We start from the raw sequence: 13916 nt of genomic DNA on the forward strand, positions 1-13916 counted from the left end.
GTGGCCGGTGCGGGCCAGGCACGCGGCCGCACGCTTGCCGGGCGCTTGTCGGGGCTGTGACACTGCGGCCATGGGGGAACGGCGGACGCAGGTGGAGCGGGACGCCGTGACGGTCGAGATCGGCTACGCGCTGGTCAGCTCCGCCGTCCTGGCCGGTCTCACCTACGCGGCGGTCTCCGCACCCGCCCTGCTCCTCTTCGACCTCGGCCGCCCGGCGCGGACGGTGATCCTCGGCCTCGCCACCGTGGCCGCCGCCCTGGCCTTCGCCACGCGGGTCGTCCACGTCCTGTGGCGCTTCCCCCGGCGGGAGGGCCGCCGCCTGGGCGGCCCGACCCCGAACAGGCAGGTCCGCTCCGGCTCCGCCGACTCCGCTACGTAGAACAGCGCGTCCCGCGACTCAGCCGGTGGCCGGGCTCCCCCGCAGACCGACCGAGCGGGCCAGCTCCCCCGCGGCCTGCCGGAAGAGCTCCTCGCGCGCCTCGACCATCCGGTTGAACTGGCCGAAGAGCTCGAACGAGATCAGGCCGAAGAGCTGGGCCCAGGCGGCGACGAGGGCCGGCGCGACCGCGGGCGGGAGGTCCGGGGCGATGTCGGCGGAGAGCCGCTCGGCCTCGGCCCGCAGTCCCCGCGCGAGCGGCGGCAGGGCCAGCCCGTCGTCCTGGAACGCGTCCCGGATGAGGCCGATGAGGACCATGCCGACCCGGGAGGCGGGGCCCACCGTGTCCATGGGGGCGCTGTAGCCGGGGACGGGTGAGCCGTAGATCAGGGCGTACTCATGAGGGTGGGCCAACGCCCACTCCCGTACGGCGCCGGCCACGGCGACCCAGCGGTCGGCGTACGGGGCGGGGCGCGGGCGGACCCGGTCGGCGGTGGCGCGGGCGGTCTCCGCGGCCTCCCCGATGGCGTCGTACGCATCGACGATCAGCGCGGTGAGGAGGTCGTCGCGGCTGGGGAAGTAGCGGTAGAGCGCCGAGGAGGCCATGCCCAGCTCGCGGGCGACGGCGCGCAGGGAGAGCTTGGCCGCGCCCTCCGCCGCCAGCTGTCTTCTGGCCTCGTCCTTGATGGCGGCGGTCACTTCTCTGCGGGCGCGCTCCCTGGCCCCTCGGATGGTGCTCATGGTGATCAGTCTGCCACGCGTTCAGAGCACCGAACCGCAACGAGAGCAGTGCTCTTGCTTTGGAGCACCGGTTCCGTGCACACTGATCTCAAGCAAGAGCACCGCTCACGAAACCAGAGCACCGCTCTCCCACCACTGGGTACCACCTCGCCCACGTCACCACTCCGCCACTCCACGCCTCCGGGGATCGCCATGTCGCAGCCACAGCCGTACTACCTCCGGGCCGGTGCCACCGCCACCCGTCTCAACAACGTCATCGGCCGTCTCGCCCGGCACGGCATCAGTCTCCTGGGCTCCGCCGAGATGTCGGTACGAGGACGGACGAGCGGCCGGATGCAGCGCATCCCCGTCAACCCGCACTCCTACGAGGGCGCCCAGTACCTCGTCTCCGCCCGGGGCCACTCCCAGTGGGTGCGGAACATGCGCGTCGCGGGCGGCGGTGAGCTGCGGGTGGGGCGCAGAACCCGGGTCTTCACCGCTGAGGAGATCGCCGACGACACGGCGAAGGCAGAGATCCTCCGGGCCTATCTGAAGCGATGGGGCTGGGAGGTCAACCAGTATTTCCAGGGCGTCACCGCGAAGTCCACGGACGCCGAACTCCTGGCGGCCTGCCCGGACCACCCGGTCTTCCGCCTCACGTTCGAGGGCTGACCCCGCCGAGCAGCTCCGCCACCAGGTCCACCACGAGCGCGGGCCGGGACACGAACGGGGAGTGACCCGTCGGCCACTCGCGTACGCCGGTGCAGCGCGCGGCCAGCGTCCGTTGCAGGGCGGGGTCGATCGCCCGGTCCCCGGCGCAGACGACATACGTCGAGGGGATCAGCTTCCAGCTGTGGTGCACGGGGACGCCCCGCCCGCACCCCGGGGCCTGCGGCCGCAACAGGCCGACCGCGCGGGCGGCGAGGGACGCGGGGCAGTCGTCGTAGAGGACGTCGGCCGCCAGGCCGGGGTCCAGATGCGTCGTACCGTCAGGCCCCTCCCCCGGCACGACCGCCTCACGCAGCTGCGCGGAGGCCCCGCCGAGAGCGGCCGCGCTCTCGCCCACGTCCGGTACGAAGGCCGCCAGACAGACCATGTGGCACGCCCCGCGCACTCCGGTGACCACCGACCCGCCGTATGAGGGGCCGAGCAGCAGCGGGGGCCGGTCCAGTGCGTCCACGGCGGCCTGGACCGCTGCCGTATCAGCCGCCAGGGAGCCCCGGTGGAGCTCGGGAACGACCACTTCGACGCCCCGCGCCCGCAGGCCGTCGGCGACCGGGGCGAAGTGTCCGGGGCGGTGGTAGAGCCCATGGACGAGCACCGCCGCGGCCCCCGCGCCCCGCGTTTCGCCCGTCAGCGGTCCATCGCGCTCAGCGCCCGCTGGGCCAGCGGGTGCGTACGGACCAGCTCGGCGAGCGACGTCGTGCCCCGGGTGATCCCGGCGAACGCGTTCCAGGCCGGGCGGAAACCGGTCAGCACGGCGTGCAGCACCCCCGGGCGGCGCTCGAAGAGCTTGAGCATACGGCGGCCCACGCCCATCTCCACGCCGAGACCGGCCTTGATGGCGAAGGCGTAGTTGAGGGCTTGGCGGCGGGCGTCCACCGCGTCGTGCGCCTCGGCGATCCTGACGGCCCATTCACCCGCGAGCCGGCCGGAACGCAGCGCGAAGGAGATGCCCTCCCGGGTCCACGGCTCCAGCAGCCCGGCCGCGTCACCGCAGACCACGACCCGGCCACGCGAGAGCGGGGAGTCGTCGCTGCGGCAGCGGGTCAGATGGCCCGAGGAGATGGACGGCTCGAACCCGGCGAGGCCGAGGCGGGCGATGAAGTCCTCCAGATACCGCTTGGTGCCCGCGCCGTCGCCGCGCGCCGAGATCACCCCGACGGTCAGGGTGTCGCCCTTGGGGAAGACCCAGCCGTAACTGCCGGGCATCGGGCCCCAGTCGATGAGGACCCGCCCCGCCCAGTCCTCCGCCACCGTCGCCGGAACGGGGATCTCCGCCTCCAGGCCGAGGTCCACCTGGTCGAGTTTGACCCCGACATGTGCTCCTATCCGGCCCGCGCTGCCGTCCGCGCCGACGACCGCCCGCGCCAGCACGGTCTCTCCGCCTGCCAGCACCACCGCGACCGTACGCCGGTCGGGCACGGCGGGCCCGTGCTGCTCGACCCGCACCACCGAGGCGCCGGTGCGCAGTTCGGCGCCGGCCTTCTGCGCCTCCTCGACCAGCCCGGCGTCGAACTCCGGGCGGTTGATGAGCCCGAAGAGCATGCGCCGGGAGCGGCGGGTGCGGGAGAGCTTCCCGTTGAGGGAGAAGGTGACGGCGTGGATGCGGTCCTTCAGGGGCAGTTCGAACCCCGGTGGCAGGGAATCCCGGGAGAACCCGATGATGCCGCCGCCGCAGGTCTTGTAGCGCGGCAGTTCCGCCTTCTCCAGCAGCAGGACCCGCCGGCCCGCCACGGCTGCCGCGTACGCCGCCGATGCGCCGGCCGGTCCGGCGCCGACGACGACGACGTCCCACACCGCCGACGACTCTTCGTTTTCCCGCCCGGCGTCTGCGTTCTCGCTGCTCACGATGTGCTTCTGCTCCCGATCCGACCAGTGGCCCCAAGCTGCTCACGGCATCCTACGGCGCGTGGTGGCCGAGCCCCTCTGTGGGAGGATCGACCATGCTTTCGTCCTGCATCGCGGCACCGCATCAACGGCGTCGCGGACGGGCGCGTACACACCGTGCCCTACCCATAACGTCGCACCCACGAGGAGCGTGCCCATGACCGCCCGCCCGATTTCCGAGACCGTCGCCTCGCTGATGCCCCGCGCCCGGGCTGAGCTCGCCGAGCTGGTCGCGTTCCAGTCGGTGGCGGACCCGGCGCAGTTCCCCAGGAGCGAGTGCGAGGCCGCGGCGAACTGGGTCGCGGACGCCCTGCGCGCCGAGGACTTCACGGACGTCGCCCTCCTCGACACCCCCGACGGCACGCAGTCGGTCTACGGATACCTCCCCGGCCCGGCCGGTGCCCCGACCGTACTGCTCTACGCGCACTACGACGTGCAGCCGCCGCTGGACGAGTCGGCGTGGCTCTCCCCGCCGTTCGAGCTGACGGAGCGCGACGGACGCTGGTACGGGCGGGGTGCGGCGGACTGCAAGGGCGGGTTCATCATGCACCTGCTCGCGCTGCGCGCTCTCAAGGCCAACGGCGGCGTCCCGGTCTCGGTGAAGGTGATCGCGGAGGGCTCCGAGGAGCAGGGCACCGGCGGTCTGGAGCGGTACGCGGAGGCGCACCCGGAGCTGCTGACGGCCGACACGATCGTCATCGGCGACACCGGGAACTTCCGCGTCGGGCTGCCGACGGTCACGGCGACGCTGCGCGGGATGACGATGCTGCGGGTGCAGCTGGACACCCTCGAGGGCAACCTGCACTCGGGGCAGTTCGGCGGCGCCGCCCCCGACGCGCTGGCCGCGATGATCCAGCTGCTCGCCTCCCTGCGCGACGAGAACGGGACGACGACGGTCGACGGCCTGAGCGGTGACGCGGACTGGGACGGACTCCAGTACCCGGAGGGGGAGTTCCGGCAGGACGCCAAGGTGCTGGACGGCGTGGAGCTGATCGGCCAGGGCACGGTCGCGGACCGGATCTGGGCGCGCCCCGCCGTCACCGTCATCGGCATCGACTGCCCGCCGGTCGTCGGCGCCACACCGTCCGTGCAGGCGAGCGCGCGGGCCCAGATCAGCCTGCGGGTACCGCCCGGCCAGGACGCCGCCGAGGCGGCGAAGCTGCTCACCGCCCACCTGGAGTCGCACGCCCCCTGGGGCGCGCGGGTCGCGGTGGAGCAGGTGGGCCAGGGCCAGCCGTTCCGCGCCGACATGAGCAGCCCGGCGTACACGGCGATGGCGGACGCGATGCGCGACGCCTACCCGGGCCAGGAGATGCAGTCCTCCGGTATGGGCGGCTCCATCCCGCTCTGCAACACCCTCGCGTCGCTCTACCCGGAGGCGGAGATCCTCCTCATCGGCCTGAGCGAGCCCGAGGCACAGATCCACGCGGTGAACGAGAGCGTGTCGCCGGAGGAGCTGGAGCGGATGTCGGTCACCGAGGCGCTGTTCCTGCGCAACTACGCGGAGTCGAAGAAGGTGTGACACCCGGGGGCATGCCCCTGCCGACGGCCGGCAGGGGCATGCGTACCGCCCGCTACGCCCTCGGCTAAGTCGCCGGAAGCGTAGCTCCGTACGGCGGGTGCGGGGGGCTGCGTACGTTCGCGGCATGGACCTCGTCGAAGTGCTCCCCCGCCGCCTGCACATGTTCCGCTTCCGGATCGGGCAGGCCTATCTCTGGGCTGATGGGGCCGACCTGACGTTGATCGACGCCGGTGACATCGGGGCGGCGGGAGCGATCGAGGATGCGGTACGGGGGCTTGGCCTCGATCCTGGCCGGATCGGGCGTATCGTCCTCACCCACGGCCACCGTGACCACTACGGCGCCGCCCAGGAACTGGCCGACCGCCACGGCGCCGAGATCCTCGCCCACCCGCTGGACGCGCCGGTGATCCGGGGCGAGGTCCCCGTACCGGAACCGGACCTTCTCGACTGGGAACGGCCGCTGTACGAGCGCGGGCTGACGGTCCCCGATCCGCCGCCCACCCGGGTCGACCGCGAGGTGGCCGACGGCGAGGTGCTGCCGTTCGGCGGTGACGCCCGGGTGGTGCACGCGCCCGGGCATACCGCTGGGTCCATCGCTCTCCATCTGCCGCGCCACGGGGTGCTGTTCACCGGGGACTGCGTGGCGGGTGTCGGGGAGGTGATGCTCGGCGTGATGAACGTGGACCGGGCGTCGGCGCGGGGCACGTTCCGGCGGCTGGCCGCGCTGGAGGCCCGTACGGTCTGCTTCGGCCACGGTGACCCGCTCACCGAGGACGTGGCGCGGGTCATGCGGGCGGCGGCCGAAGCGGCGTGAGGAGCCGTTACGGATGGGCGCCGGTGGCCTCGTTGCTGTCGCTGATCCTGCGGTCAATCTCGGCCGCCGCCACGAACTCGGCGTGTTCGGCGAACATGTGGGGCAGCGTGCGCCAGCGGGGCAGATGGCCGGGGTGGCAGGAGAGGCGCTCCGCGGCGGTGACGAGCTGGCTCCAGCCGTGGCCGGTGTTCTGGCGCCGGGTCTGGGTCTCACCGGGCAGGTCGGCCTGCCCGGTGAGGGCCACCTGCTCCCCTGCGCTGAGCTCGTCGGCCAGGGTAACGCACGGGGACCGCGTGACGTCCCGGAAGCTGGTGACCGGCAAGTGCGGGTCGCTGCCCTCCTCCCGCGCGGCGGCTGCCTCGGTCAGGCGGGCCTCCAGGAAGCCGTGCAACGGGGTGATGTCCACGTAGGGCAGGTCGTCGGAGAACTCCAGCACCGTGGCGGGCGCCAGGACATCGGACGGCTGCTCACCAATGCTCATGCCGGGATTTCGCTCGGGGACCACCACTCTGTCCGCGAACCCGGCAAGTCGTGCCCGTACGGGTGGGCCGCCCGTCAGCCGACCGGGACGCCCGCCTCCAGATTGAGCACCGTGGACCGCTCGCGCGCCCGCAGAGCCCAGCGCAGCCGTTCGTAGCGGGTCGGGGGCAGCATCTCCGCCGCCTCTCGCTCCGTGACGAAGCGCCAGCCGCGCAGCTCGGAGCCGGGCAGCAGCAGCCGGCCGGCGTCCTCGGTGCGCAGCAGCCCACCGTCGAAGAGGAAACGCAGCCCGCCGTAGCCGGGCGGAGTGGGCGGCTCCCAGTCGACGAGGAGCAGGGTGGGGACCCGGTCGAGGCGGAGCCCGGTCTCCTCGGCCACTTCTCGTATCCCGGCCTGTGCCGGGGCCTCGCCCTCCTCCACGACCCCGCCGGGGAACTCCCAGCCGGGCTTGTACGTCGGGTCTACGAGGAGCACCCGGTCCTGTTCGTCGAAGAGCAGCACCCCGGCAGCGACGGTCGCGGCGGTCGGCCGGGGGCTCTGGACGATCTCGCACGGTCCGGCGGCGCCGGTGCGGACGGCCTCGGCGATCCGCTCGGCGGTCTCGCGCGGGGTGAGGGCGCCGTTGTCGACGACATGGGCGTCCTCGGTGATCCAGCCGAGGGCGTCCCGGTAGGGGCCGATGTGGTCGTACGCCCACCGGTTGACCCGCTCGCTCTGCTCGCGGTCGCCGGGGTACTCCACCCGGCCCGCTATCCGCCTGCGCAGGATCGTTTCCTCAGGTGAGAGCAGCACATGGCGGACCGGGATGCGGCGGGAGGCGAGCCCGCCGAATATCTCGTCCCGGTACTCCTGCCTCAGCAGCGTCATGGGCACCACCAGCACTCCGGGCACCTCCGCGAGCAGAGCAGCCGCCGTGTCCACCACCAGCCGCCGCCAGATCCTGAGGTCCTGGAAGTCGTCCACCTCGGCCAGCTTCTTCTGGGGCAGCAGCCCGCGCAGTCCGGCCCCGGTGAGTTCCGGGTCGTACAAGGTGCTGTTCGGGATCAGATCGATCAGTTCGCCCGCGACGCTGGTCTTGCCCGCGCCGAACGCACCGTTGATCCAGACGACAATCACTAGTACTCCAGAGTGGGAAGGCCGCTGACCAGCGGCGGAGTGGATGTCGCGTGATCGTCTGGGAGACGGTTGGGAGAAGGCGGTGTCCACAGCCCGGCTCTCACCGCTTCCTTCTCCCACACCTCCTGGAGATACCCCACGATCCGCTCCTCCATTGGTATCGTCACCTCGCTGTACGTACCCTCCACACCGGGCAGCTCATGCAGGCTGGTGACCGCATAGACGGTGGCAATGGTGATCTTGCCGGTCTTGCGGTCGATACGGCGGGGCTTCATCCGGACCGCCTGGCAGGCGCCGGGGATGAGCAAGTCACTGACCGGTGGCGACCGTGATGCGGCGGAACCCGGATCGGTCGTGGCCGCTGCCCCGGGTGTCGTCAGGTCCGATTCCGACCATCCCGACCGGCTCCGGCCCCGCGTCCCGAGCTGATCGCGGCCCGTGCGGCCGAAAACGGCAGCCGGCCTCGGCATCCGCCGTCCGGTCGGCCGAACTGCTGCTCTCCGGCCGCTCGATACGGCCGGAGAGGGGCGCGCCTGGACCTGGTCCTGTACCGCGATGGCCGCACGGTCCCGGTGATCGACTCGACGTACGTGATCTCCTCCACGCGGCCACCGCCCCGGGTACGGACTCCACCGACCACGCGATCCGCCGCTCCCCCGTCACGATCACCGCCCGCGCCCTGAACCTCGGCGAACGCCCCGCCGGAGTCCTGGCCGCCGTTACAGGGGCACACAGCCGAGCCGGACGACCTCCCCGGGTGAGGGAGGAGGCCGTCTTCGTCGGGAGCGTGGTGGCGGCTTCCGGGGGAGCCCGGTTTCCGGCACCGTCAGTCGTGCAGGGCGTTCATGACCGTGCCGAGGTCGACGAACTTGAAGTTGGTCGCGGGGCGGTCTTCCTCGCCCGGTGCGTCGTGGCCGTCCTGCACGACGAGCAGACCGTTCGGATACCGGGAGCCGAGGGGCACGTTGAGCGCTGCCGCGCCGTCGCACTCCTCGGAGCCGTCGAGCCTGCTGTTCGCGGGCGCGACCCGGAACCCGCCCTCGTACGCGTTCTCGCCCTTCGCCCGCCGGTCGTACGCGGCGAAGGTGTTGTCGCCCTGGCTGGAGGCGAGCAGGTAACCGCCGCCGTGGGACTCGGTGATCAGCGTCAGGCCCTCGACGTCCGCGGAGAGCTTGGATCCGCCGTAGCCGGGGTCGTCTCCCGGCGTGCACTCCTCGGTCTCCTCGTCGTAGACCCCCGGGACGCCGTACTCACGGACCTTGTCGATCAGTCTCGGGCGGCCGCCGGTCAGGTCGGCGCGCAGGCGCCAGATCCCGACGTTCTCCTGACCGGCGTAGAGGGTGCCGTTGTCAGGGTCGACGACCATGCCTTCGACCTGTGGGAGTTCGCCGGGCTCGCCGCAGGGAGACCACGATGTGCCGTTCGGCAGCCGGAACGTGGCGGGAAGGTTCAGGGTCCGCACCGTGCGGTAGGTGACCTTTCCGGCCTTCGTCGGGCGCAGTTCCAGCAGCGTGATGCCGGTTCGCTCGCGGCGGCTGACCAGGGCGAAAGACTTGCCGGACGAGGGATCCGTCCAGGTCGCGAGACCGTAGGCGGTCCGCTGGTCGTTGATCTCGGCCTGGTTCTTCGAGAACACGGGCGGCGCGGAGGGGTCGGTCACGTCGGTCAGCGGGCCGCCGACGCGGTCACGGTCGATGCGGTAGAAGCGCAGCCGGTCGTGACCCCGGTCGCTGACGACGGCCAGGTCGGCCCGGACCGAGGACAGCCTCAGGCCGTGTACGAGGTCCACATTGTTGAAGCGGCCAGGAGCATCGTCGGGTCCGGCGGCCGGTGGCGCGGCCAGGGACTGGAGTGTCCGGGCCTTCAGGTCGTAGACGCGCAGCCCGCCCTCCTTGGCGGTCGCGATGACGAGGCTGCGGCCGGGTGCGGCGGTGTTCCGCCAGATGGCGGGATCGTCCGCGTCGGCGCTGCCACCCGCTTCGTCGTCGTGCAGCACCTGCGTCTCCGCGCGAGGTGTGACGGCCGGCAGATCGATGACGGTACGACCATAGGCGTTGGCATGGGCGCGGGCATGGGCAGGCGCTGCGAGAGTCGCAGTCGCCAGGGCCGACGTCACGGTCAGCGCAAGCGCCCGGACGATGGTGGAGCGAGTCACGCAAGTCTCCTCTTCGAGCGGCTGTCAGGTCCCGGGTGAGCGTGGTCCGCTCATGTGGCCGCCCGGCAGCCACCGGGCGGCCGACAGCCCCGAGTTCGCGTGCACGGGCGATGAACACCATCGGCACGGGACGGACAGGCAGGGAGAACTCCTGACGAGACACACAGGAGGGCGTCTTGACAGGTCCAGACCAATCACGCTTGGGTGATGGTCCGTCCCGTCGGCCCGCCGGGTACCCGGTGCGCCGCGCCGAAGGAGTGAGCAGCCCTGCATCGGATCAAGAGGTTCCTGACCGTACCGGCGGCCCTGGCCGCGCTCGCCACCGGCTTCTTGACCGCGACCCCCGCCGCGTCGGCCGCCTCACCCGGCGCCGAGCCGTGCGCCCCGCTCCACAGCGCCTCGGTCGACTACCGCGCCGGAGACACCGTTTCGCACCACGGACGCAATTGGACCGCGAAGTGGTGGTCCCGCAACGAGAATCCGGGTGCCGGGTCCGCCTGGTCCGACCGGGGCGCCTGTACCGGAGGTGTCTCCGACTTCGTCATCAGCCCGGAGCGGTTCGACGAGATCTTCCCGGACCGCCACCCCTTCTACACCTACCAGGGCCTGATCGACGCGCTGCACGCCTACCCGCACTTCGCCAACACCGGGACGCCGCAGACCCGGGCCAGGGAGGCGGCCGCGTTCCTGACGCACGCGGACTTCGAGTCGGTGGGGCTGAAGTACGTCAAGGAGATCAACGAGGCCAACTACTGGCGCAAGTGCGACGACACCCAGCCCTTCGGCTGCCCGGCGGGGCGGGAGGCGTACTACGGGCGGGGCCCGATCATGTTCAGCTGGAACTTCAACTACAAGGCCGCCGGGGACGCCCTCGGACTCGACCTGCTGAACGATCCGTGGCTGGTCGAGCGGGATCCGTCCGTCGCCTGGCGGACAGCGCTGTGGTACTGGAACACCCAGAACGGCCCCGGCACCATGACCTCGCACGAGGCGATGGTCGGCGGCGCCGGGTTCGGTGAGACGATCCGTTCGCTCAACGGAGCCCTGGAGTGCGACGGCGGCAACCCGCAGTCCGTGGCCGCGCGCGTGCAGCGGTACGAACGCATCACCGGCATCCTCGACGTGGCACCGGGGTCCGGCCTCACCTGCTGAGGATCCGGAGGCCGCTCCGCCCCTGGGCGAAGGCGCACGCTCCGACGACCTGCCGGCGCAGCGGTATGCCGACGATCAGCGAGTTCCCTGGGGGACGGCGTGCGGCTTCGGCCGGTGGACCGTCACCTCCCCGTGGGCCGCGAGGGCGGTGGGCAGGTCGGTCGGGGCGCCCCGGAGCACGGCGTCGAGGAACGAGAGCGAGGCGGCGGCGGTGATGCGGTGACCCTCCGTGCGGCCCAGGGAACCGACCACCCCGGATACCGGCGGCAGGTAGAGCGGGGCGTCCGTGAAGGTGAGATGCGCCGTGCCGGGCACGGTCAGCCGGTAGTTGGTCGCGGCGCCGAGTTCCAGCACGCGGGTGAGCCGCGGCAGGTAGTCCGGGTCGGTCCCGGGGCCGATCTCCTGGGTCAGCGCCAGTACGGGTTGCCCGAGGTGCCCCCCGGTGGGGCCGTGCGGGAAGCCGTCCAGGTCGATGACCGCGTCGAACCGCCGGTCCTGGCGGGCCGCCTGCAGAGCGGCCGCGCCCCCGATAGAGTGACCGGTCACCGCCACCCGGCCGGTGTCGAGGCGTCCGGCCAGGATGCCGTCGGCCTCCCCCCGGCCCATGCGCGTCAGCCTGGTGAGCACGGTGCGCAGGTCCGCGGCGCGGGTGCGTGTCCAGCCCTCCGCCCGTGCCGCGTCCTCCTCCGGGTCGCCGGTCGCGGAGACCCGCGTACGCAGCGTGCGGCCGTCCGCGAGGACCACGGCGGCGGAGTCGTAGGGGTGGTCGACCGCGGCCACCACGTAGCCGTGGCTTGCCAGTTCCTCCGCCCAGGCGGTGTTCTGCGTACGCACTCCGCCCAGTCCGGGGGAGAACAGCACCACCGGGAAGCGTCCGCCCTCTGGGGCGGCGGGCGCGCCGGGCACCGCGTGGCTCCGGGCGTGCGGCAGACCGTCGAGCAGGAAGCCGGGGACCCCCGCGTAGCCGGCCAGCGCCGAGGACACCGTGCGCGACTCGGCCTCGGTACGCCCGAGGTACGGCATCCGCGGCGCGTCCGGGGCGCTCCGCCCGGCGGGATACCAGAGCTGTGTCACCAGCGTGCGCCCCTCGTCGTCCCGGCCGTCTCCTTCGGGGCGCGTGGAGAACTCCAGGACCTGGGTGCCGACCGGGAAACGTCCTGAGGGCTCGGGGAACTCGGGTACGGGCAGGGCCCACGCGGAGACCGGGCCCGAGGCGATCAGGGCGGCGCACACCGCGGACCCCGGCAGAGCCAGCCACCACCGGGCACGCCACGGAGTGCGCCCGGTACGCCGCCGGACCATGGGGACGAGCGCGAACGGCGCCGCGACGGCCGCCGCGGCCACCACCGGAACCATCTGCCATCGCAGCTCCCCGACGACGAGGACGGTCACCGACCCCACGAGCAGGGCGCCGGCGGCGAGCGCGGCCGGGCCGCGGAGGCGGTCGGGAAGCCAGCGGGCCAGTACGAGGGTGATGGCGCCGAACACGGTGAGGGCTTCCGGGACGGACAGCGGGAGACCGGTGATCGCTGAGGGCATGGGCTCATCGTCCGGGCGGGCGGCACCCTGCCGCATCGGCCTGACGTCGCGGTCCGGTGCGACCTGAGACGCATACGGAGGTGTGCAGGATCAGCCTGTACGGGTATACGTCGACCGGCGTCAGACGGTGCTCCCGTCCTCGGGCCCCGTCCCTGCGGACTTCGCCGGCATCCCGGCACAGGTCGAGGAGCCGGTCGGGCGGGTCTGCATGGTGATGGGGGGCGACCCCGGTGACGTACGCGTGCGGCGTTTCGACCGCGCCGACGAAGCGTCCGTTGCCCTGCGGAGCGGCGGCCGCAGGCACCGGACGGTCGGCAGGCACCACCAAGCCGATGGTCACGCCGTGATCGAGCTGGACCTCCGCGAGGCCGGGCAACCGGCTGTGCTCACGGCCATCATCGCCCACGAGCTCGGCCATGTCCGTCTGCTCGACGAGGACCGTACCCAGGGTCTCGATGTCGACCACGAGAGGCTGACCGACCTGGTGACGGTCTTCCTCGGCATGGGGTTCTTCACCGCCAACGCCGCCTACACCTTCACCAAGTCGGTACAGAGGTTCTCCGTCCTCCCTCTGGGCGACCTCACCGAACGGATGCTCACCGGAACCGCCTTGGACCCCACCCACCACCTCGGCTATCTCACCGAGCGCCAGTTCGGCTACGTCCTGGCGTGCTACTGCCTGCTCCGGTGCGAAACAGATCCGCCCTGGCCCCTCGGCTGGAACCCGGCGCCCGGGCCGCGCCGCAACAGGGGCTGCGGTATCTCCACCGTCGCCCGCCCGCGAACCGCGACTGAACGGCGCATCCCACTCATCGGCCCCAGGGGCATGACCTCGCCCGACCCTGACCGATCGGTCAGCTACCATGACGCATGCCTCGTCCGCGTTCCGAGATGCGTCGTCACATTCTCGATGCCGCCCTGCGCCTGTTCGCCCACCACGGCTTCAAGGGGGCTTCGTTGCAGGACATCGCGGCTGAGGTGCCGTGCTCGAAGGCCTCCCTGCTCTACCACTTCGCCGAGAAGGAAGCGATCCTCACCGAACTGCTGACGCCGCCGGCCGAGGGGCTCTCCGCCCTCAACGGCCAACTGGACGCTCTGGAAGGCTCGCACGCGGTGGAACCGGCCGTGACGGGATATGTCGGCCTCGCGCTGCTGTTCCACCTGGAACTCAAGATCATCTTCGCGGAGCTGCCGCAGATGCTCGGACATCCCGCTCTGGCGGTCATCCCTCCTGCTGTCGACCGGCTCGCCGACGCGCTGGCGGGCCGCTCGCGGGAGCCCGGCGCACTCGTCTCGGCCCGCATGGTGATCGGCGGGGTGGCGGTAGCGGTCGCCGGCGGCGTCGATGTCCCACCCGACGTGATGCGCGACGAACTGATCCGAGGGGCGCGCAGAACCCTCGGGCATCCTCACAGCTGAGACAGGCTGTGCA

Annotated in this window: 15 protein-coding genes; 6 read left to right on the top strand and 9 right to left on the bottom strand. The window is 72.1% G+C overall.

Features of this window, described 5'->3' with window-relative positions:
• Positions 1 to 70 precede the first annotated feature (70 nt).
• Positions 71 to 379, top strand: a complete 309-nt coding sequence (locus D6270_RS02035) for a DUF6332 family protein (RefSeq protein WP_109167052.1) — start codon at positions 71 to 73, stop codon at positions 377 to 379.
• Positions 380 to 397: 18 nt separating this feature from the next.
• On the opposite strand, the gene D6270_RS02040 is transcribed toward D6270_RS02035, so the two are convergent.
• A complete protein-coding gene (locus D6270_RS02040) occupies positions 398 to 1117 on the bottom strand; it encodes a TetR/AcrR family transcriptional regulator (protein WP_109167051.1) in 720 nt (239 codons plus the stop codon).
• 192 nt (positions 1118 to 1309) lie between these two features.
• On the opposite strand from D6270_RS02040, the gene D6270_RS02045 reads away from it, so the two are divergent.
• Positions 1310 to 1768, top strand: a complete 459-nt coding sequence (locus D6270_RS02045) for a nitroreductase/quinone reductase family protein (protein WP_109167050.1) — start codon at positions 1310 to 1312, stop codon at positions 1766 to 1768.
• Here D6270_RS02045 and D6270_RS02050 read toward each other — a convergent pair.
• Positions 1752 to 2417, bottom strand: coding sequence for an alpha/beta hydrolase (locus D6270_RS02050; protein WP_109167049.1), 666 nt, complete (start codon positions 2415 to 2417; stop codon positions 1752 to 1754). The genes D6270_RS02045 and D6270_RS02050 overlap by 17 nt on opposite strands.
• A gap of 32 nt (positions 2418 to 2449) precedes the next feature.
• Positions 2450 to 3667, bottom strand: a complete 1218-nt coding sequence (locus D6270_RS02055; RefSeq protein WP_109167048.1) for a geranylgeranyl reductase family protein — start codon at positions 3665 to 3667, stop codon at positions 2450 to 2452.
• A gap of 196 nt (positions 3668 to 3863) precedes the next feature.
• On the opposite strand from D6270_RS02055, the gene D6270_RS02060 reads away from it, so the two are divergent.
• Both D6270_RS02060 and D6270_RS02065 read left to right on the top strand, forming a co-directional pair.
• Positions 3864 to 5228 (top strand): dipeptidase, encoded by a 1365-nt coding sequence (locus D6270_RS02060; protein ID WP_109167047.1) that lies wholly within the window; start codon positions 3864 to 3866, stop codon positions 5226 to 5228.
• Between the two features lie 124 nt (positions 5229 to 5352).
• Positions 5353 to 6042, top strand: a complete 690-nt coding sequence (locus tag D6270_RS02065) for an MBL fold metallo-hydrolase (protein ID WP_109167046.1) — start codon at positions 5353 to 5355, stop codon at positions 6040 to 6042.
• 7 nt (positions 6043 to 6049) lie between these two features.
• Here D6270_RS02065 and D6270_RS02070 read toward each other — a convergent pair whose 3' ends face one another.
• From D6270_RS02070 to D6270_RS02085, 4 genes are all read right to left on the bottom strand, one after another.
• Positions 6050 to 6523, bottom strand: a complete 474-nt coding sequence (locus D6270_RS02070; RefSeq protein ID WP_109167045.1) for a hypothetical protein — start codon at positions 6521 to 6523, stop codon at positions 6050 to 6052.
• Between the two features lie 74 nt (positions 6524 to 6597).
• Positions 6598 to 7635, bottom strand: a complete 1038-nt coding sequence (locus tag D6270_RS02075; protein ID WP_109167617.1) for an NUDIX hydrolase — start codon at positions 7633 to 7635, stop codon at positions 6598 to 6600.
• Between the two features lie 2 nt (positions 7636 to 7637).
• Positions 7638 to 7913, bottom strand: a complete 276-nt coding sequence (locus tag D6270_RS02080) for a hypothetical protein (RefSeq protein ID WP_158650471.1) — start codon at positions 7911 to 7913, stop codon at positions 7638 to 7640.
• A gap of 551 nt (positions 7914 to 8464) precedes the next feature.
• Positions 8465 to 9793 carry a phytase gene (locus D6270_RS02085; protein ID WP_204117170.1) on the bottom strand — a complete coding sequence of 443 codons (1329 nt, stop codon included), beginning with the start codon at positions 9791 to 9793 and terminating at the stop codon, positions 8465 to 8467.
• Positions 9794 to 10060: 267 nt separating this feature from the next.
• Between D6270_RS02085 and D6270_RS02090 the strand changes: the two genes are divergently transcribed.
• Positions 10061 to 10945, top strand: coding sequence for a glycoside hydrolase family 19 protein (locus D6270_RS02090; RefSeq protein ID WP_275426523.1), 885 nt, complete (start codon positions 10061 to 10063; stop codon positions 10943 to 10945).
• Between the two features lie 75 nt (positions 10946 to 11020).
• Here the strand turns inward: D6270_RS02090 and D6270_RS02095 are convergent, their stop codons facing one another.
• Together D6270_RS02095 and D6270_RS02100 are read right to left on the bottom strand one after the other, a co-directional pair.
• Entirely contained in the window at positions 11021 to 12484 is a 1464-nt protein-coding gene (locus D6270_RS02095; protein ID WP_204117169.1) for an alpha/beta hydrolase family protein, read from the bottom strand.
• A 4-nt stretch (positions 12485 to 12488) separates the two neighbouring features.
• A complete protein-coding gene (locus D6270_RS02100) occupies positions 12489 to 12950 on the bottom strand; it encodes a hypothetical protein (RefSeq protein WP_109167041.1) in 462 nt (153 codons plus the stop codon).
• A gap of 404 nt (positions 12951 to 13354) precedes the next feature.
• On the opposite strand from D6270_RS02100, the gene D6270_RS02105 reads away from it, so the two are divergent.
• Positions 13355 to 13903 carry a TetR/AcrR family transcriptional regulator gene (locus D6270_RS02105; protein ID WP_109167040.1) on the top strand — a complete coding sequence of 183 codons (549 nt, stop codon included), beginning with the start codon at positions 13355 to 13357 and terminating at the stop codon, positions 13901 to 13903.
• Positions 13904 to 13916: the final 13 nt, after the last annotated feature.

It is taken from the genome of Streptomyces griseus subsp. griseus (assembly GCF_003610995.1).
Taxonomy (GTDB): Bacteria; Actinomycetota; Actinomycetes; order Streptomycetales; family Streptomycetaceae; genus Streptomyces.